Consider the following 19,180-nt stretch of genomic DNA (forward strand, 5'->3'; position numbering starts at 1 on the left):
AGTTTAGCGCGTGCACGCGCGGGGAAGGCCGGAGGGGCTTAGGGGGCTGTGTAGGTCACGCGCTGGAGGGTTCCAGCGCCGCCACGGCACAGGACCAGGACCGAGCCATCCTCGGAAACCCTGAGATCCACGGGACTGGAGAAACCCGTCAGCCAGTCGCCCACGGTCCCGGTGGCGGGATCCAGGGTCCGGATCCACCCCCCGCAGTAATCCATGAAGAGGTACTTGTGCAGGAAGGTGGCCGGGAAGGTCGGCGTCCCCGGGTCGTAGAACGCGGCGCCCACGATGGAGCAGCCGGTCACCGGGCCACCGCTGTGGGGATAGGTGTAGATCGGGGTCGTGTAGGCCGGGTTGGAGGTGGCGCCCTCCGTGGCGGGCCACCCGTAGTTGGCGCCAGCCTGGCCGCCGTTGATCTCCTCCCAGGTGTTCTGGCCCACGTCGTTGATCAGCAGCCGGCCGGTGCCGGGCTGAAAGGCGAAGGTGAACGGGTTCCGCAGCCCCAGGGCCCAGATGAGCTGGTTCTTCCCCGAAGTCTGCGCGAGCAGGGGGTTGTCCGCGGGAACACTGCCATCCGGGTTGAGCCGGAGCAGTTTCCCCAGGAGGTTGGTGAGGCTCTGGGCGTTGCTGCCATTGGCGTTGTCGCCCACGGCCACGTAGAGCTTCCCGTCGGGGCCGAAGTGCAGGGCCCCCCCGTTGTGGTTGGTGGCGGTGCTCAGGTCATCCAGGTCCAGGAGCACCGTTTCGCTGCCAGGTGCTGCCAGGTCCCCCGCGGCCGTGAACCGGCTCACCCGGTTGTGTGGGCTCGGCGAGGTGGCGGTGTAGTGGACATACACGAAACCGTTGGCCGCGAAGGCGGGATCCAGCGTCACGCCGATCAGCCCGCGCTCGCCGGTGGCGTCCACGGGCACGCTCAAGAAGGGGGCGGCCAGCAGGAGGCCCGCCTTGACGACCCGCAAGGTCCCGCCCTGCTCGCAGACGAAGACGCGACCATCCGGGACCAGGGTCATGGCGGTGGGCCGGGTGAGGCCCAAAACCACCGTGGCGGTGGTGAAGGCCCCGCCCGCCGGCGGCAGGGGCTGAGAGGAGCTGCCGCCGCCATGTCCGCAGGCGAGGAGGGTGGCCAATGTCAGGAAGGAGATCCAGCCATGCATGGGGGCCTCCGGGGAACGAGGTCTTGGATGCTCCGGGCGGAGCTTTTCTTCCCTGCCACCGGCCCGCCTCGTAAAAACACCGTAGCCTACTAATTGATCTTAAATTAACAAGTTGACTGATGACGATCAATGGATCTACCGTGCCATGATTCATTTCTGAATAGCGGTCTTCGAAGCCAACCTCTCGCCGTGGGAGCTGAGCAGATGGAAGCAGATCCGAAGGTGCGCGGCGTGGATCCCGGGCTGTCCCGGGCGGAGACGCTGGACGGTGCCGCAGCCGCCCATGGCAGCGGGCCCACCCTCGGCGCACCTCTTGGAATCACGGCCAGGTCCGGCGATCCGGATTTCCCGGTGCCGGCCTGGGACCGCTACGAATGCCTGGGCTTCCTGGGGCAGGGCGGCATGGGCAAGGTGTTCCACTGCCGCGACCGGCGCCTGGGCCGCGAGGTGGCCATCAAGTTCGTGCGCCTCGATGACGATCGCTACGTCGCCCGTTTCATGCTGGAGGCCCGGGCCCAGGCCCGCGTGGACCACGACCACGTGTGCAAGGTCTTCGAGGTGGGCGAGGTGGAGGGCCGGGTCTTCATCGCCATGCAGTATGTGGCGGGGCTGCCCTTCGACGCCGCGGCGCAGGATCTGTCGCTGGAACAAAAGGTGCTGGTGCTGCGGGACGCGGCGCTGGGCGTCCAGGAAGCGCATCGCGTGGGGATCATCCACCGGGATATCAAGCCCTCCAACATCATGGTGGAGCGCGTGGCGGACGGCTCCCTGCGCACCTTCGTCATGGATTTCGGCCTGGCGCGGGAGTGGAACCAGGACCTCACGGAGACGGGTTCGGTGCTGGGCACGCCCGCCTACATGTCGCCGGAGCAGGCCCGGGGCGAGGTCTCGCGCCTGGACCGCCGCACGGACATCTACAGCCTGGGCGCCACGCTCTACCACATGGCCACGGGCCGCCCGCCGGTCTCCGGCGCCAACGCCCTGGAGATCCTGGGCGCCATCGCCTCCGAGGACATCCAGCCCATGCGCGGGCCTGGCCTGGACATCCCCCGGGATCTGGAGGCCATCACGCTCAAGTGCCTCGAGAAGGACCGGGCGCGGCGCTACGAATCGGCGCGCGCCCTGGCCGATGACCTCGACCGGTTCCTGGCGGCGGATCCGGTGCTGGCCCGGCCCACGGGGCTCTGGTACCGCCTCCAGCGCAAGGCCCGCAAGCACCGGCAGCTCACGGTCGTGGCCGCCGTGGCGATGCTGGCGGTGCTGGTGGCCCTGGGCGTGGCGGTGAAGACGCGGCGCGATGCGGGGCGCCGGGAGCGGCTCGCCCAGCAGTTCACCGAGGCCACGGGCCGCATCGACTCCCTGGCCCGGTACTCCGCGCTGTCGCCCCCCCACGACATCCGGCCCGACCTCCAGGCCGTGCGGGAGCAGATGACCCAGCTCCAGGCCGACATGGCCCGGGCCGGCGCCATCGCCAACGGGCCCGGCCACTACGCCCTGGGCCGGGGTCACTGGACCCTGGACGACACGGAGAAGGCCCGCGAGCACCTGCAGATGGCCTGGGACGCCGGCTACCGCGAGCCGCGCGTGGCCTACGCCCTGAGCCTCGCCCTGGGCCAGCAGTTCCGGGACCGGTTCCTGGAGGCGGAGCGCATCGTCTCCAAGGATCAGCGGGAGGCCCGCCTGCGGGAAGTGGAGCGCACCCTGCGCGATCCGGCTCTCGCCTACCTCCGGCAGGCCAAGGGCGCGGATGTGCCCTCACCCGCCTACGTGGAGGCCCTCCTGGCTTTCTACGAGGGGCGACTGGACGAGGCCCTGGTCCGGCTCAAGGCCCTGGGCACCGAGCTGCCCTGGTTCTACGAGGCGCCCCTGCTGCGCGGTTCCCTCCTGCAGGCCCGGGCCTGGCAGAAGTGGAACCAGGGCGATCGTGAGGGCGCCCGCCGGGATTTCGAGGAGGGACGCCAGGCCCTGCAAGCCGCCGCCACCACGGGGCGCAGCGTGCCCGCGGTGTACGCCGCGGCCGCCGACCTGGAGAACAACGCGTTCTTCATGGAGAAGTACGGGCAGGGGGATGTCCAGGGGCCCTTTGACCGCGGCATGGGGGCTCTGGATACCGCGCTGCGCCTCCAGCCGGATCACGTGCCTTCCCTGATTCTCGTGTCGGCGCTGGAGCGAAACCTCGCGGATGCGCAGGTCCTCCAGGGCCAGGACGCCCAAGTCCTCGCTGGCTCGGCGTTGGCCGCCGCCGAGAAGGCCGTGGTGGCCGGCCCCGCACGGGCGGATGCGCGGATCGCCCTGGGCCAGACCTGCTACGTGCTGGGCAACGCCCGGTTCCAGCGGGGCCTCGATCCCACGGAGGCCCTGGTCCGGGGGCTCTCGGCCTTCGGGGCTCTCTCGACGGAGAAGCGCGACTATACGGTCTGGAACCACCTGGGCCTCCTGAACCAGAAGCTGGCCCAGTACGAGGACGGCCGCGGCCAGGACTCCTCGACCCACCTGGGCGCGGCCATCGAGGGCTTCCGCACCGCGGCTGGCATGGAACCCCACCTCCTCCCGGCCTGGATCAACCTGGGGGTGTGCCTCGAGCAGCGGGCCACAAGGCCCGGCGCCGCCCGGGCCGAGGCGGACCTGCGGGAGGCGGAGGACGTGCTGGAGCGGGCCCGCACCCTGAACCCCAATCACTTCGTGCCCTACTTCGTGCTCGGCAAGGTCCACCTGGACCAGGCCCTGCGCAGCCGGGCCGAAGGCGGGGATCCCCGCCCGGCCCTCCTGCGCGCCCGGGAGCGCTGCCGCCAGGGGCTGGCCATCAATGCCGCCATCCCCAACCTCCACAACCTTGAGGGGATGGCGCTGTCCGAGCTGGCGCAGGAAGCCTGGGACCGCGGCGAGGACCCAGCTCCCCTGAACAGGGAAGCCAAGGCCTGCTACCGGCGGGCGATCCAGGCGGCTCCGGGCCAGTCCTACGGCTACCAGAACCTCGCCGATGTGCTGATCACCGAAGGCCGCTGGTCCCTTGATCCCCGGCCCCTGGCCGAAGCCGAAGCCGCGCTGCGGAAGGGCCTGCACGCCGCACCGGGCAACCAGGAGCTCCTTACCGAAGCGGGGCGCTGTGCTGCTATCCGGGTCGAGCAGGCGGTGTCCACCGGGCAGGATCCCGCGGCCCAGGCGCGGACGGGCGAGGTTGCCCTGGCGCGGGCCCTGGCCATGGATCCAAAAGCTCCCGATACCTGGCGGTACCTGGGGGAGCTCCGGGCGGCGCAGACCCGGTGGAAGGTGGCCCGGTCCGTGGCCTCGGCGGCGGATTTCGCCGCCGCTCGGGAGGCCTTCGACCGGGCCCTGGCCATCGACCCCAGGTCCCAGGAAACCCGGCTCGCGCTCGGGACGCTCCTGCGGGATCAGGCGGCCTGGGCGCGGGGGCGGGGTGAGGAGCCCTCCGCCTTCCTGGCCGAGGGCAAGGTGCAGGTCGAGGCCCTGCTCAGGGCCCGGCCCCGCTGGGCCTCGGCCCTGGCCCTGGGGGCCACCCTGCGGCTTCTCGAGGCGGAAGGCGGGGCGCCGGCCGCCGGTGGCACCCGCTCGGTCCTGGAGGACCTGGCCGCCGCAGAGGGTGGGAACCGGCATCTGGCGCCGTCCCTCGCCCCCTGGGTGGCCCGGCTCCGGCGGGCGGGAGTCCCGGTCGCCCTCAGCCGTTGACGGTAATGGTGCCGGCGTTGGGGACCGCCCTGAGGCCGGAGGGGGTGTCCACCGAGTAGCTGCCCAGGTTGGCGGTGGCCTGGATGGCGTAGACGTTGGGTCCGTTGGCATTCGCGTCCACGGTGCAGGTCGTGGTCCCGAAGAGGGTGGAGGGATCCACCGTGGACCCGGGTGCGGCGGTGATGGTCACGGTGGTGGGGGCGCTGGAACCGGCCTGGATGAAGTGGATGGAATCCACGGATCGGTTGCCCTGCGTCAGGGACGGATTGCACGTCGAGGCGTTGACGGTGATCGTCTTGGTGGCCATGTGGCCTCCGGAAAGAGAGGGTGGGTGGAGGGCCGGCGGTCCAGGTTCATGGACAAGGGCGCTTGGAGGATCGGCGCCTAGCCTAGATCAATCATGGAATAAACCGCAATTGTTTATTAAAAGAGTTCTTTTATTCTCTCGGCGGCGGATCCGCTCGGCCCGACGCGCAGAGCGCGTTCCCACCGTCCTGTTCAGGACCGCCGCAGCAGCAGTAGCGTGCGGTCGTCCGCGAAGGGCGTGCCCTGGGCATGGGCTTCCAGCTCGGCCATGAGCTCGGCGTCCACGGCCTCGACGGGCGCCATTGCCCTCGCCATGAGGAAGGCCTTGAGCCGTTCCGGGGTGTATTCCTCATCCTTGGGATTGGCCGCCTCGGTGATGCCGTCCGTGTAGAGCGCGAGGAGCCCGCCGGGTGGGAGGGAAATGGTGGCGGAACCATAGGCCTGGCCGGGCAGCATGGCCAGGGGGAGGCCCTGGGATTCCAGTTCGAGGCAGGACCCATCGGGGAGCAGCAGGAACCCGGGATTGTGGCCGGCATTGGTGTAGGTCACGGCCCCCGTGGCCGGGTCCAGCAGGGCGAGGAAGGCGGTCACGAAACGCCGGCCGTCCGTATGGCGCGCCAGGGCCTTGGAGAGGTGGAATGCCAGCGTCTCCGTCGAGACATCCCGCCCGGCCCAGGCCTCCAGGAACGCGGCGAGGCTGGCCATCACGAGCCCAGGTCCCAGGCCCTTCCCGCTCACGTCCGCGAGCGCGAGGAGCCAGCGACCGTCCCCGCGGGGCCACCACCCGAACAGGTCGCCGCTGACCTGGCGGCTCGGGAGGTTGTTGCCGTAGAGCTGGTAGCCCGGGATCACCGGGGGGAGGCCCGGCAGGAGTCCCTGCTGGATGTGGCGGGCGAGATCCAGTTCGTGATCCAGCTTTCGCCGCCCCAGTTCCGCTTCGCGCAGGCGGGCCTGCTCGAGCTTGGCGGAGGCCATGTGGGCAAAGGTGGAGGCGAGGCCCAGGTCCTGCTCGTTGAAGGGACCCCGCGGCGGCCGGGCATCGAGGTAGAGCAGCCCCAGCACGGCCCCTTCGTATTCCAGGGGCGTCACGATGGCGGTGGTGATGCCGCTGAGCAGGATCGAGGGACTGGCCAGGTCCAGGCCAAATTCCCGGAACAGGACCGCCTCCTTGCGCCCGAGGGCGGATTCCACCAGGTTCCGGGAGAGCAGGATGGGGGCCTGGCCCTCGTCCGCGCGGGACACGGCCAGGCGGAGCTCGCCGGAGGCTTCCTTCATCAGGATCGCCGCCCGCCAGGGGCGCAGCAGCACCCACAGGTGATCGAGTACCTGCGCCAGCAGGGCATCCGCGGGCACGTCCTTGATGAGCTCGAGGCTCAGCTCCTGGAGCGCCCGGATGACGGCGCCCGTCCGATCAGGGTCGTGGACGCCGTGCATCCAGGCCTTCCGGGCCTGGTCCAGGGGCAGGATGAGGCTCTGCTGGGAATCCGACTGGTCCCCGGCCTGGATCCGCACATCGGGCCCCTGGGAACCCTGGGTCACGCGGATCCGCACCGAACCCATCCGCAGCTCGTCCCCGCCCCGGAGCGGGCGCGGGGCCTGGATCTGCTCATCGTTGACGAAGGTGCCATTCCGGGAGCCGAGGTCCTCCAGCCAGGGGACGCCGTCCTGGAGCGCGATGCGGGCGTGCCTGCGGCTGAGCCCCCCGTCCAGGAAGACCAGTTCGTTCTCGTGGGAGCGCCCGAAATGCCAGGCTTGGCCCTCCTCTCCCCGGAGGAGCAGAGGCGGGCGCCCCGGGAGGAGGAGCGTCAAAGGGGTCGTGGCGGTGGTAGTGGTCATGGCGGATGGCAGGAGTGTGTGCCATTCCGGTATCAATCGCCATCGGATAACCGTCAGGAATGACGATTTTTCCTGGTCGCCGGCCAAGCCAGACCTGGGTGCGCCTGCTAGACCTGGACCGGCACCACGGCGTACTTCCCCTTCGCATCGCGGCTGACGGTGCCGGCGGGGAAGTCGGGATCGTGCTCGAAGACGCAGACGGTGCCGGTGCCGGTCACTTCGTCGAGCAGCTTCTGACGCTCATTCACGCAGGTGACCACGTCGAGATCGTAGCCCATGACCCAGGCGGGCTGGATGTGGCGGGCGGTGGGGATGAGGTCGGCCAGATAGACCAGGCGGTTGCCGCCGCCCTCGACGATGACGTTCTGAAGGCCTTCGATGTGGCCGGGAGCGGGACGCACGGAAATGCCGGGCAGGAGCTCCGCGATGCCGTTGACGGTATCGAGGAGGCCCGCGGCCTCCAGGGGTTCCCAGTTCTGGGGCAGGTAGCTGGCCTTCACGCGCAAGTGGGGATGCTTCGCGTCGGCGAGGTCCTTGGCCTGCACCACGTAGCGGGCATTGGGGAAGCTGGGGACGGGCTTGCCGTCAGAGCCGAAGCGCGTGCTGCCGCCCGCATGGTCGAAGTGCAGGTGAGTGAGGATGGCGAGGGTGATGTCAGTCGGCTGCACGCCGTGCTTCGCGAGGTTGGCGTCCAGCACGCCTCGGCCCTCGAACTTGAAGCGGGCCATGAAGTCGTCGCTCTCCTTGTCACCGTTGCCGTTGTCCACGAGGATGACGTGCCTCCTCCCGTCCACCTCGCCGCGGATCAGCAGGCAGTTGGTGGCCATGAGGATCTGGTTCTCCTCGTCGGCGGGGTAGAGCTTGTTCCACACGACTTTAGGAACGGTGCCGAACATGGCGCCGCCATCCAACCGGAAGGTGCCGCCGCTGACGATCTGGACATCCCAGGGACCGAACTGCATGGGTGACTCCTCAGGGGAAGGGACTGGAACCGCGAAAGACGCGAATGGGCGCAAAAGAAAGAAAGGGCAAAGGCCCATGCCTTGGATGCTTTTCGCGTGCCCGCAGGGCTTCGCGTTTTTCGCGGTTACTGCTTCCTAGAAGGCGAGGACCTTGCGCGCGGCGGCCAGCACCTTGTCGGCGTTGGGGAGGACGGCGCGCTCGAGGATGCGGTTGAAGCCCACGGGTGTGAACTCGGAGCCCACGCGCTCTACCGGCGCATCCAGCCAGACGAAGCACTCGGAGGCGCAGATGGCCGCCAGCTCGCCGCCGAAGCCGCCGAAGACCTTGTCCTCGTGGGCGATGAGCACGCGGTGGGTCTTCTTCACGGACTTCAGGATGGCGGGCGTGTCCAGGGGGCTGAGGCTGCGGAGGTCGATCACCTCGGCGGACTTGCCTTCCTTCTCCAGCTTGGCGGCGGCCTCGAGGGCGAAGTGCACCGGCGTGCCGTAGGCGAGGATGGTGAGATCCGTGCCCTCGCGGCGGACGCGGGCCTTGCCGAAGGGCACGGCGAAGTCCGGCGGTACCGCGGTCTGGGCCATCTTCGCGTTGTAGAGGAACTTCGGTTCGAGGTAGAGGGTGGTCCCGCGACTGCGCAGGGCCGTGCGCAGAAGGCCCGCGGCGTCATCCGCGAAGGCGGGCACCACCACGCGGATGCCGGGCAGGGTGGTGAGCCAGCCTTCGACGTTCTGCGAGTGGTAGAGGCCGCCGCCGATGTAGCCGCCGGAGGCCAGGCGGATGGTGACATTGGGCGAGAACTGGCCGTTGCTGCGCCAGTAGTCGTGGCTGCATTCCACGATCTGCTCGGCGGCGGGCCAGATGTAGTCGGCGAACTCGGCGCCCTCCACCACCACGCGGATCTTGTCGTCGAGGCGGGAGAAGCCGTTGGCGGTGCCGACGATGAAGTCCTCGGCGATGGGGGCGTTGAAGACGCGCTTCTCACCGAACTCCTGCTGCAGGCCCTTCGAGACGTTGAAGATGCCGCCCTTCTCCTTGTTGGCCATGTCCTGGCCCCAGATGAAGGTGTCGGGGTTGAGCCGGAACTCCTCTCTCAGGGTTTGGTTCAGAGCCGTGATCACGCTGACGGGCGTGCCCTCGGCCTGGTGCGTGCCGTCCGGATACTGCGCGGAGATCCAGCCCTCGGGGATGACGAAGTCATGGATGGTGGCGGGATCGGGGCTCGGGGCGGCCATGGCTTTGTCGTGGGCGGCCAGGTAGCGGGCCTGGTTCTCCGTCTCGATGGCCTTGAGTTCATCCTCGCTCAGCCCGTGCGCCAGGCAGTAGGCGCGGAACCGGGGCAGGGGGTCCTTCGCCTTCGCCGCGGCCCGCTCGGCATCGTCCCGGTAGAGCTCGTGGCGGTCCGAGTTCGAGTGGCTGCCGATGCGCACGCACATGGCGTAGACCATGGCCGGGCCATTGCCGGTGCGGATGTAGGCGATGGCTTCCGCCATGGCGCGCATGGAATCCAGGAGGTCGAGCCCATCGCACTTGATGATCTTCAGGTTCGAGTAGCCGCTGAAGTTGTCGCAGATCTGGTCATTGGCGCTCTGGTCATGCTTGGGCACGGAGATGCCGTAGCCGTTGTCCTGGACGATGAAGACCACGGGCAGCTGCTCGCGGTCGGCGCCGTTGATGCTCTCGGAGCAGTAGCCTTCGGACAGTGAGGATTCGCCCTGGCTGCAGAACACTACGCTGTCGCGGCCGTAGTACTTGACGGCGCGGGCCAGGCCCACGGCGTGCTGGGTGTGGTTGCCCGTGAGGCTGGACACGTTCTGGATGCCGATGGACGGCTTCGCGAAGTGGTTGCTCATGTGGCGGCCGCCGCTGGCGACATCCGTGGCCTTGGAGATGCCGTTGAGGATGATCTCCTCGGGCGTGAGGCCGGCGGCGAGGCAGGTCATCATGTCGCGGTAGTACGGGAACAGGAAATCCTGGCCGGCGCGGAAAGCCAGGCCCGCGGCCAGCTGGATGCCGTCGTGGCCCGCGCAGGGCGCGTGATACGACCAGCCGATGGCCTGCTTCAGGTAGTTCGGGGCCTTGTCATCCAACAGGCGTCCGAGCTGCATCAGTTCATACCAGTGGCAGAGCTCCTCATGGCTGGGGGCGGATCCACCATCCAGCGCGTTCAGGGCCGCTTTCACCAGGGTCGGAGTTTCCAACATCCACCTCCACGAAGCCAGCTTCCACCGGCTGTACCAGAGCCTTTCATCATCCCATGGACCTGTCTGACGGGCCAGCGCGCAGGCCGCGGATCAGCCCCGGTGATGGGTCCAGATCAGCGCTGCGCCCTCTCGATTGGCCTCTGTGAAGGCTTTGGCGGCGCGCGTCAAAGCTGACTTCAAGGTCATGTCGTCCTCTCCCGGAAACCACAGTGTGGCGCCGGTGGGGTGCTCTCCAAGGATCCCGCGAAGCCGCGTGATCAGGACTTCCGCACCCTCCTCGCTGGTGTGCGGCATGATCAGCAGGTACTGATCCGCCGACAGCTCGATGAGCAGATCCTCGCCGCGCAGCCGGGCCGCGGCCGCGGCCAGGCGGCCCCGCGTGCCCGTGACCAGGGGCTGGGACCAGAGCGCCAAGGCGATAGGCTCCTTGCGCCGCCGGGCCATGAACAGCGAGGCCCGGAGCCAGATGTCGAGGTAGCGGCGGTTGGGCAGGCCGGAGCGGGCGCTCTGCAGGGCGCTGTCCTCCACGATGGCGCCACTGAGCTCCAGCGCATCCAGGGCCCCGTGCAGCTCCTGCTTCATGCTCTCGGATTCCAGGGTGCGAGCCATGAGATGGCCCATGGCGCGGATCAGTTCGGTCTCGCTGCGGTCGAAGGGCTTGGGGCCGTGGTGCTGCACGCACAGCGTCCCCACCACGTTCTCGCCTTCCTTCAGGGCCACGCCGGAGTAGGCCCGGATGCCGAGTTCCAGATAGCCATCGCTCTTCCGCCAGCGCGGTTCCAGGGAGGCGTCGCGGATGGTGAGCGGGCGGTCCGGATGGGCCATGACCCAGGGGCAGAACCCTTTTTCGGGGGCCTCGAACACGCCGTTCATGTTGGCGCCGTCCGCCACGGCCCACCAGAAGACCTCGTAGCCCAGCCCCGTTATGCGGGTGAGCAGAGCCCGGTCCACGCCCAGGCGGTCCACCAGCAGGGCGAGCCCATGTTCGAAGAGGCGCGCCGGGTCCGTCCGGCTGGCATTGAGCAGATCCGCCAGCGCGGCGAGATGGTTTCCCTTGGCACTGCGACGCTTGACCGCCTTCCCAGGGCTCACACATGTCTCCAGAAGGTAACCCTAGGGTGCCGGACTTTTCCCACAGCGCAAGGGCGGAGGTACAAAGCCGGTCTACCAGCTCACCACCCGGATGCTGGGACTGATCTCCTCCTGGAGCAGCCCCTCGATGTAGCGCAAGGTGCCGCTGGTGGAGGAGGGGCAGGAGCCGCAGGCGCCGTGGTAGCTGATTTGGAGGGTCTGCCCGTCGAAGGAGATGACTTCCAACCCGCCGCCATCACCGGCCAGGCCGGGGCGGATGCGGCTGTCCAGCAGCTGGTTGATGCGCTCCAGGGTGGCATCGGCGTCGCCGCCGGGCGTCAGTCCTGCCGCATCGCCCGTGTCGTTCTCCGGCAGCTTCAGATCCTCGATGGATTCGCAGATGGGGTCGATGAGGTCGGTCCACTCGGCCGAGGGTTCCTTGTTCACCGTCACGAAGCGGTCCATGTAGAACACGGAGGTCACCTTGCCCAGGGCGAAGAGGGCCGAGCCCAACGGATCGCCCACGGCCGCACCGAAATCCTTGAAGGACCGGGAGCCGGCCTTGAGGATCGCCGGATGCACCAGGAACTTCAGGGCGTCTGGATTGGGGGTGGGCTCGATGTTGATGACCTTGGGCATGGACGGCTCCCAACAAAGTTTACCAAATTCGTCAGGATTTTCGAGCCGTATCCTTTGGGCATGATCCGACCCAAGGCTCTCCTGAGCTGGTCCAGCGGCAAGGACGCCGCCTGGGCCCTCCACGTCCTCCGGCAGAGGGCCGAGGTGGACGTGGTGGGCCTGCTCACCACCACGAACGCCGCCTTCGACCGGGTGGCCATGCATGGAGTGCGGGAGTCCCTGCTGGAGACCCAGGCCGAAGCCGCCGGGCTGCCCCTCCGGACGGTGCCCCTCCCTTGGCCCTGCCCGAACGAGGCCTACGAAGCCCTCATGGCCCAAGCCTGCGCCCAGGCCGTATCCGAGGGGATCGAGGTCATGGCCTTCGGCGATCTCTTCCTGGAGGAGGTGAGGGACTACCGCATCCAGAAACTGGCGGGCACGGGCCTGAGGCCCCTCTTCCCCATCTGGGGCCTGGGCACGGCCGCCCTGGCCCAGGACATGGTGGCCGCCGGCCTGAGGGCCACCCTCACCTGCGTGGATCCCCGAACCCTGGATGCCTCCTTTGCCGGGCGCGACTTCGACGCCCCCTTGCTGGCGGACCTGCCCGCCTCGGTGGATCCCTGCGGCGAGCGGGGGGAATTCCACACCTTCGCCTGGGATGGCCCCATGTTCCGCCATCCGGTGCTGATCCGGCGGGGCGAAGTCGTGGAACGGGACGGGTTCGTCTTCGCCGATCTGGTGCCCGCATGACGCCGCAGGCCACGGGGGCGAGCCTGATGGATCCCGGCAGGCCGCTCATCCTTGTGACGGGCGCCACGGGCTACATCGGGGGGCGCCTGGTGCCCCGCCTGCTCGCCGCGGGCCAGCGAATCCGTTGCCTCGCCCGCAACCCCGACCGGCTGGCCGGCCGTCCCTGGGTGGGGGTGGAGGCGGTGAAGGGGGACGTGGGCGATCCAGCCTCGCTGGAGGTGGCCCTGAAGGGCGTGTCCCAGGCCTACTACCTGGTCCACGCCATGGGGGAGGATCGGCCTGATTTCCGCGACCGGGATCTGGGCCACGCCCTGATCTTCGCGGCGGCCTGCGCCAAGGCTGGCGTGCAGCGGATCATCTACCTGGGCGGCCTGGGGGATCCCGCCCGCCAGCGCAGCGAGCACCTGGCCAGCCGACAGGAGGTGGGGGCTGCCCTAGGCTCCACGGGCGTGCCGGTGCTGGAGTTCCGGGCGGCCGTCATCGTGGGCAGTGGCAGCGCCAGCTTCGAGATGATCCGCCACCTGACGGAGCGCCTGCCCATCATGATCACCCCGCGCTGGGTCAATACCCGCTGCCAGCCCATCGGCGTGCGCAACGTGCTGGGCTACCTCACCGAGGCCCTGGAGCACCCGGACGTGTCGGGCATCTTCGAGATCGGAGGCCGGGACGTCCTCGACTACCGGCGGATGATGCTGGGCTACGCCGAGGCCCGGGGCCTGCGCCGCCTCATCGTCCCCATGCGGGTGCCGCTGCCGATCCTCTCAGCGCTGTGGGTGGATCTGGTCACCCCGATCCCGCTGGAGCTCGTGAAGCCCCTGATCGAAGGGATGACCACGGAGGTGGTGGTCCGGGATCCCCGGGCCCTGGAGGTCTTCCGGGTGCGGCCCATGGCCTACAGGGAGGCTCTGGCCTTGGCCCTGGAGCGCCTGGATGAGGATGCGGTGGAGACCACCTGGGCCACGAGCCTCTCCAGCGAGCAGGAGGAGCAGGTCCTCGGCTCCCACGAGGGCATGTTCCTGGAGCGCCACCACCGGCACGTCAAGGCCCCGCCGTCGGTGGTATTCGACACCTTCTGCGCCCTGGGCGGGGAGAACGGCTGGCCCGCCGGCAACTGGCTGTGGCAGATCCGGGGCCTCCTGGACCGGGCTTTCCGGGGCATGGGCATGCGCCGGGGCCGACGACATCCACGGCAGCTCCGGGTGGGCGATCCCGTGGACTTCTGGCGGGTGGAGGCCCTGGAGGAGGACCGCCTCCTCCGGCTCCGGTCCGAGATGAAACTGGACGGCCATGCCTGGCTCCAGTTCACGGTGCGGCCGGAAGGGGAGGGCTCGCGCCTGGAACAGATGGCCTTCTTCGAGCCCCACGGGGTGCTCGGCCTGATCTACTGGTACTCGATGCTCCCCTTCCACCTCTTTGTCTTTCCCGGCATGATCCGGGCGCTGAAGAAGCGGGCCGAGGCGGCCATGGCAGAATCTGAGAGGTCATAACATGGCCCGACGGAGCCGCGATGAACCCAGGCAGGATGCACCGCAAGGAAGGGCCCGCAGGGCAACGTGGCTCGTTGTTCAAGGGCCCTGACGCCGCGGGGCGCCTGCCTGGGTTCATCCCCACGGGCGAGGGACGGCGGGCGTCTCCATGCAGCGTCATGCTCGTCGCGCGTAGTACCTGCTACGCGTCTCCTCGCATTCCTCGCCTCGCTCGCCCGGCGCCTCTCGCGCGGCCCCGTGGGGCCTTGCTATGACCTCTCCGGGAGCCTGACATGTATGACGCACAACGGGATGCCTGCCTGGCCGCAGCCCAGGCCGGCGGGAAGGTGCTCTTCGGGTATTTCCGCAAGCTCGATCTGGCCGCCATCACCGAGAAGACCAAGAACGACTTCGTGAGCGATGCCGATCGCGCCGCCGAAGCGGCCATTCAGGCGGAACTGGACTTCCGCTTCCCGCAGTACGGTTTTGTGGGTGAAGAGGGTGGCGCTTCCGGAGACACCGAGCGCCGCTGGATTGTCGATCCCCTGGACGGCACCCTGAACTTCGTCCAGGGCTTCCCCCACTGGTGCGTGTCCGTGGCCCTGTGGGACGCCGAGGGCCCCGTGGTGGGCTGCGTGCTGGATCCCCTGCGGGAGGACTGCTTCCTGGCCGTGCGGGGCATGGGCGCCACCTGGAACGGCAAGCCCATGCACGTATCGCAGCAGGCAGGCCTGGATGGCGCCTTCCTGGCCACGGGCTTCGCCTTCCAGCTGGGCGAGCGCTGGCCGGCCTTCAACGCCGCCCTGGGCCGAGTGTTTCCGAGGGCCAAGGGCATCCGCCGCGCCGGCAGCGCCGCCCTGGACCTGGCCCATGTCGCCTGCGGCATCTTCGACGGCTACTTCGAGCTGGGTCTAAAGCCCTGGGACATCGCCGCCGGCGCCCTCCTGGTGCAGGAAGCCGGCGGCGTCATCACCGACTGGGAGGGCGGCCAGGGGTGGTTCCAGAGCGGAAGCCTGGTGACGGGAACCCGGGGTGTGCAGCCGGAGCTGCTCGAATGCCTGAAGGCTTGAAAAGACCTGAACGAATGAACGGAATTTGAAGTGCGGAGGAGAGCGGAGGAAAAGAAATCCAGAAATCTTTTCTCCGCTTTCCTTAGCCTCTCTGCTCTCCTCCGCTTATCAGATTCCTTTTGTCTGGTGGACGACTACGCCTCGCCCTTGGCCCGCCGGCTGTAGACGACGACGTAGAGGCAGAGCGCCACCAGGGCTGCGAGACCCAGCCATTCGCCCAGGGCGCCTTCGGCTTGGTGTACCGAGAGGATGGGGAAACCCTCGGTCCACTTGAGCTTCACGAAGCTGGCCACCACGCCCATGATGGCGCCGCCGGCCATGAGGCCGCTGGCGATGAGGACGCCGCGGTTCTCCCGGGCCTTGGCGTCGGCTTCGCTGGTGCCGGGCTTGGCCCGGTTCACCAGGTGCGCCAGGATGCCGCCCAGGAAGAGGGGCGTGTTCAGCTCGATGGGCAGGTACATGCCCAGGGCGAAACCCAGGGCGGGCAGCTCCACCATGCGCAGCACGAGGGAGAGCATGACGCCGAGGCCGAAGGCATACCAGCGCAGGGGCATGGACACGGTGCCGAAGATGCCTTCGAGGATGGCCTTCATGGCGCTGGCCTGGGGCGCAGGGATGGAGGTGCCCAGGGCCATGGTGCCGTCCAGGTTCAGCTGCTTGGCCATGAGCCACATGGCGATGCCGGTGAAGAGCGCCGCCACGAAGGTGCCCACGAACTTCCAGCCGATCTGCCGGGCGGGGGTCGAGCCGATCCAGTGGCCGATCTTGAGGTCGGTGCTGAAGGCGCCGGAGGCCGCCAGGGCCGTGCACACGATGCCACCCACCATCATGGTGAGGAACATGCCGTAGCCGCCGGTGAAGTTCAGCTTGAGCATGAGCACGCCCGTGATGACGAGCGTCAGCATGGTCATGCCGCTGATGGGGTTGGTGCCGATGGTGGCGATGGCGCGGGCCGCCACGGGGGCGAAGAAGAAGGAAATGATCATGACCACGACCGTGGCGACCAGAGCGGGCATCAGGGCCTGCTGGATGCCGAGACCGAAGCTGAGGAAGGCCATCGTGCCCACCATGCTGGTGACGAGACCCACGGCGATCATGGAGCCGGCTAGGCTGCGCTCCGTGCGGACGGCCACCTTGGGGGATTCGGCGGCCGCATCGCGGTTCATGAGGGCCTTCATGTTGCTGATGATGCTGCGGATCATGTTGGGCATGGAGGCCAGCACGCCCATGACGCCCGCGCCCGCGATGGCGCCCACGCCGATGATGCGCACGTAGGCGAAGAAGACCTGCTCCGGCGTCATGTCCGCGATGAGCTTGGCGCCCGGCGGCACGATCACCGGCACATGCTGGCCGATGGCGTGGAAGAGGGGCACCAGCACGAACATGCTGAAGAAGGAGCCCGCGGCGATGACGGCGGAGTAGCGCAGGCCGATGATGTAGCCGATGCCGAGCGTGGCCGCGCTGTTCAGGAAATTGAAGGACATGAACTTGTCGCGCAGGGCCCGGCCCACCCAGACGTGCTCCAGGCGGAGGTATTCGCCCATGCCGCGGAAGATCGAGGTGATGCCGTCGTAGGCGGCGCCGATGCCGGCGGCCACGGCCAGCTCCTTGGCCTGATTGCCCGCCTTCTCACCCGTCACCAGGATCTCGGCCGTGGCGGTGGCTTCGGGCCAGGGAAAGATGCCGTGGTTTTCCACCATGAAGTGATGGCGCAGGGGCACCACGAACAGGATGCCGATGCAGCCGCCCAGGAAGCTCACCAGCACCACCTGCCACAGCGTGGGTGTGGGCACGCCGCTGCCGGGCGTCTGGGCCAGGATGTAGAGGGCGGGGATGGTGAAGGCGGCGCCGCTCACCACGTGGCTGCTGTTGGCGCCGATGCTCTGGACGATGACGTTCTCGAGAATCGTGTTCTTGCGGGGGAAGAAGCGGCTGAGGCCCACGGCGAGGATGGCGATGGGGATGGCGGCCTCGATGCCCTGGCCCAGCTTCAATGCGAGGTAGGCGGCGGCCATGCTGAAGATGGCGCAGAAGATGAGGCCCATGGTGATGGCGCGGGGGGTGGTTTCCGGCACCCCGTCCTGGGGAACGAGGGGCACGTAGGCTTCACCGGGGTTCAGCGGCCGTCGCGCATTCAAGGGCAGGCCCTTGATCTCCTGGGGTTCAGATCCGTGGGACATCGCTGACTCCTGGCCGGCTAGGCGGGATAGGCTTCGAGAACGGACGCCACCACGCGGCGCGACAGGCCGTGGTAGCCGGGGCTGGCGGCGGCGAAGATCTCGCGGGCCAGGGCGCGGGTGCGGGGATGCTGGCCCAGGGCGCCGTAGAGCGGCCGCAGGTACTTCATGCGGCCCACCCGGATCAGCACCTCGCGGATGCGGGGGAAGGCGGGTTCGTAGTCGGCGGCGGCGGCCAGCGTGAGCCACTCCACCAGGATTTCGTGGTTGCCCCGGCCCATGAGCTGGAAATGCTCATCCAGCCAGGCGCAGTCGGCCACGGAGAGCTGACGTGGCAGCTTCTGGAGGTAGACCTGCAGTTCCGCGGGTGTCCAGGCGACGATCTGCTGGGGGGCGGGCCGCCCGCCCGCAGCCCAGCTTTCCGCCAGGGCCGTGAGGTTGTCCAGTTGGGCGCTGCGGAACTGGGGCGCGGTGGCCGGGATCCCGGGTTCGTCCAGGTAGGCCTTGGCGTTCACGGCCGCCAGGGCGCCGGGCAGCTTCTGGTCCACGAAGGCGCAGAACTGCTCGGTGGTGATGGAGGTGAAGCGGAAGGCGTCCATGTAGTCGCGGAGGAAGCGCTGGAAGTCCGCCTCGCCCACCTGATGTTCCAAGGCCGCCACCATGCGGGCGCCCTTCTCGTAGGGGATGCTGGAGAAGGCATCGTCGGGATCGATGCCTTCGAGATGCAGGCGCAGAACGGTGAGGTGGGGTTCGTTCTTGAACCGCTCGAGGCTGTCCTCCAGGGCCTTCTGACCCATGGCCCAGCCCAGGGCGGCAGCGTCGTCGCCGTGGAGGGTGCGGAGGATCTTGCGCTCGGCCCAGACGGTGAAGCCCTCGTTCAGCCAGAAGTGCTCCATGCTGGCGTTGGTGACGAGGTTGCCGGTCCAGCTGTGGGCCAGCTCATGGGCCACCACGTCCACCAGGCTGCGGTCCCCCGCCAGCAGCGTGGGCGTGAGGAAGGTCATGCGGGGGTTCTCCATCCCGCCGTAGGGGAAGGAGGGCGGCAGCACCAGCATGTCGTAGCGGTCCCAGGGGTAGGGCCCGAAGAGCCCCTCGGCCTTCAGGATCATGGCCTCCACACCCTCGAACTCCCAGGCGGCCGCGGCCACCGTTTCCGGCTCGGCCCACACCCGGGCCCGGGGGCTGAGATCGCGAGATTCCAGTCGTCCCACGGCCAGGGCCAGGAGGTAGGAGGGGATGGGTTGGGGCATCGTGAAACGGAAGCTGTGGCGGCCGTCGCCGGTGGCTTCATTCCCCGTGGGCCCAGCGGACATCACGGCGGTGAGGCCCTCGGGCACCGTCACCTCCGCCTGGTAGGCGATGCGTGCGATGGGCGTGTCCTGGCAGGGCACCATGGTGCGGGCGTGGATCTGCTGGCACTGGCTGAACAGGTAGGGCGCGACCTTGCCCTCGGTCTGCTCGGGATCCAGCCACTGGAGGGCCATGGCGTCCGCGCCCGTCCGGTAGGTGATGGCCACTTCCCGGGTGCCCGCGGGCACCTCCAGCCGCAGACGCTGGCCCAGGATCGCGTCCACCTCCCCCAGCACCCAGGCGATGGGGCCGTGGCCGGGTACCTGCACGGCGCGGATCTCGAGGCCCTTGGTATCCAGGTCCAGCGGACCCGACACCGCCTCGCCGAACTCCAGCACCACCTCCCCGTCGATGCGCTTGGCGGCGAAGTCCACCCCCAGCTTCAGACGCAGGCGCCGGGCCTTGGGCTGGGCAGCATCGTAGTAGGAATGCGGATCAGGGCGGTGCATGGGGACCTCGGGAGACCCGCCATCATCCCACGGGGCCCCGATTGGCAAGCGTCACAACTAGGAGGCCCCGCGAGCGGGGCCTCTGTAA

Annotated in this window: 13 protein-coding genes; 4 read left to right on the forward strand and 9 right to left on the reverse strand. The window is 68.6% G+C overall.

Annotated elements, in window-relative coordinates:
* Positions 1-38 precede the first annotated feature (38 nt).
* Positions 39-1,151, reverse strand: coding sequence for a PQQ-dependent sugar dehydrogenase (locus NOV65_RS11290; protein ID WP_257306559.1), 1,113 nt, complete (start codon positions 1,149-1,151; stop codon positions 39-41).
* 204 nt (positions 1,152-1,355) lie between these two features.
* Between NOV65_RS11290 and NOV65_RS11295 the strand changes: the two genes are divergently transcribed.
* Entirely contained in the window at positions 1,356-4,838 is a 3,483-nt protein-coding gene (locus NOV65_RS11295; protein ID WP_257306560.1) for a serine/threonine-protein kinase, read from the forward strand.
* Here NOV65_RS11295 and NOV65_RS11300 read toward each other — a convergent pair.
* The 6 genes from NOV65_RS11300 to NOV65_RS11325 all read right to left on the reverse strand — a co-directional run bounded on the left by NOV65_RS11300 (position 4,828) and on the right by NOV65_RS11325 (position 11,851).
* Positions 4,828-5,145 (reverse strand): hypothetical protein, encoded by a 318-nt coding sequence (locus tag NOV65_RS11300; protein ID WP_257306561.1) that lies wholly within the window; start codon positions 5,143-5,145, stop codon positions 4,828-4,830. The genes NOV65_RS11295 and NOV65_RS11300 overlap by 11 nt on opposite strands.
* A 191-nt stretch (positions 5,146-5,336) precedes the next feature.
* Positions 5,337-6,980, reverse strand: coding sequence for a SpoIIE family protein phosphatase (locus NOV65_RS11305; RefSeq protein ID WP_257306562.1), 1,644 nt, complete (start codon positions 6,978-6,980; stop codon positions 5,337-5,339).
* A gap of 107 nt (positions 6,981-7,087) precedes the next feature.
* A complete protein-coding gene (locus NOV65_RS11310; RefSeq protein ID WP_257306563.1) occupies positions 7,088-7,942 on the reverse strand; it encodes an MBL fold metallo-hydrolase in 855 nt (284 codons plus the stop codon).
* Positions 7,943-8,077: 135 nt separating this feature from the next.
* Positions 8,078-10,045, reverse strand: coding sequence for an alpha-ketoacid dehydrogenase subunit alpha/beta (locus NOV65_RS11315; protein WP_425250857.1), 1,968 nt, complete (start codon positions 10,043-10,045; stop codon positions 8,078-8,080).
* A gap of 186 nt (positions 10,046-10,231) precedes the next feature.
* A complete protein-coding gene (locus NOV65_RS11320) occupies positions 10,232-11,233 on the reverse strand; it encodes a GAF domain-containing protein (protein WP_257306565.1) in 1,002 nt (333 codons plus the stop codon).
* A gap of 72 nt (positions 11,234-11,305) precedes the next feature.
* Positions 11,306-11,851, reverse strand: coding sequence for a NifU family protein (locus NOV65_RS11325; RefSeq protein WP_257306566.1), 546 nt, complete (start codon positions 11,849-11,851; stop codon positions 11,306-11,308).
* Between the two features lie 60 nt (positions 11,852-11,911).
* Between NOV65_RS11325 and NOV65_RS11330 the strand changes: the two genes are divergently transcribed.
* From NOV65_RS11330 to NOV65_RS11340, 3 genes are all read left to right on the forward strand, one after another.
* Positions 11,912-12,580, forward strand: a complete 669-nt coding sequence (locus NOV65_RS11330; RefSeq protein WP_257306567.1) for an adenine nucleotide alpha hydrolase — start codon at positions 11,912-11,914, stop codon at positions 12,578-12,580.
* Positions 12,577-14,067, forward strand: coding sequence for an SDR family oxidoreductase (locus NOV65_RS11335; RefSeq protein WP_257306568.1), 1,491 nt, complete (start codon positions 12,577-12,579; stop codon positions 14,065-14,067). Before NOV65_RS11330 ends, NOV65_RS11335 begins: the two co-directional genes overlap by 4 nt.
* A 272-nt stretch (positions 14,068-14,339) precedes the next feature.
* The gene (locus NOV65_RS11340) at positions 14,340-15,116 is read left to right on the forward strand and encodes an inositol monophosphatase family protein (protein WP_257306569.1); all 777 of its coding nucleotides are present in this window, start codon (positions 14,340-14,342) and stop codon (positions 15,114-15,116) included.
* A gap of 134 nt (positions 15,117-15,250) precedes the next feature.
* Here NOV65_RS11340 and NOV65_RS11345 read toward each other — a convergent pair whose 3' ends face one another.
* Both NOV65_RS11345 and NOV65_RS11350 read right to left on the reverse strand, forming a co-directional pair.
* The gene (locus tag NOV65_RS11345; protein ID WP_257306570.1) at positions 15,251-17,296 is read right to left on the reverse strand and encodes an OPT family oligopeptide transporter; all 2,046 of its coding nucleotides are present in this window, start codon (positions 17,294-17,296) and stop codon (positions 15,251-15,253) included.
* 17 nt (positions 17,297-17,313) lie between these two features.
* The gene (locus NOV65_RS11350) at positions 17,314-19,092 is read right to left on the reverse strand and encodes a M1 family metallopeptidase (protein ID WP_257306571.1); all 1,779 of its coding nucleotides are present in this window, start codon (positions 19,090-19,092) and stop codon (positions 17,314-17,316) included.
* Positions 19,093-19,180 lie beyond the last annotated feature (88 nt).

Source organism: Geothrix campi (assembly GCF_024609265.1).
Lineage (GTDB): Bacteria > Acidobacteriota > Holophagae > Holophagales > Holophagaceae > Geothrix > Geothrix campi.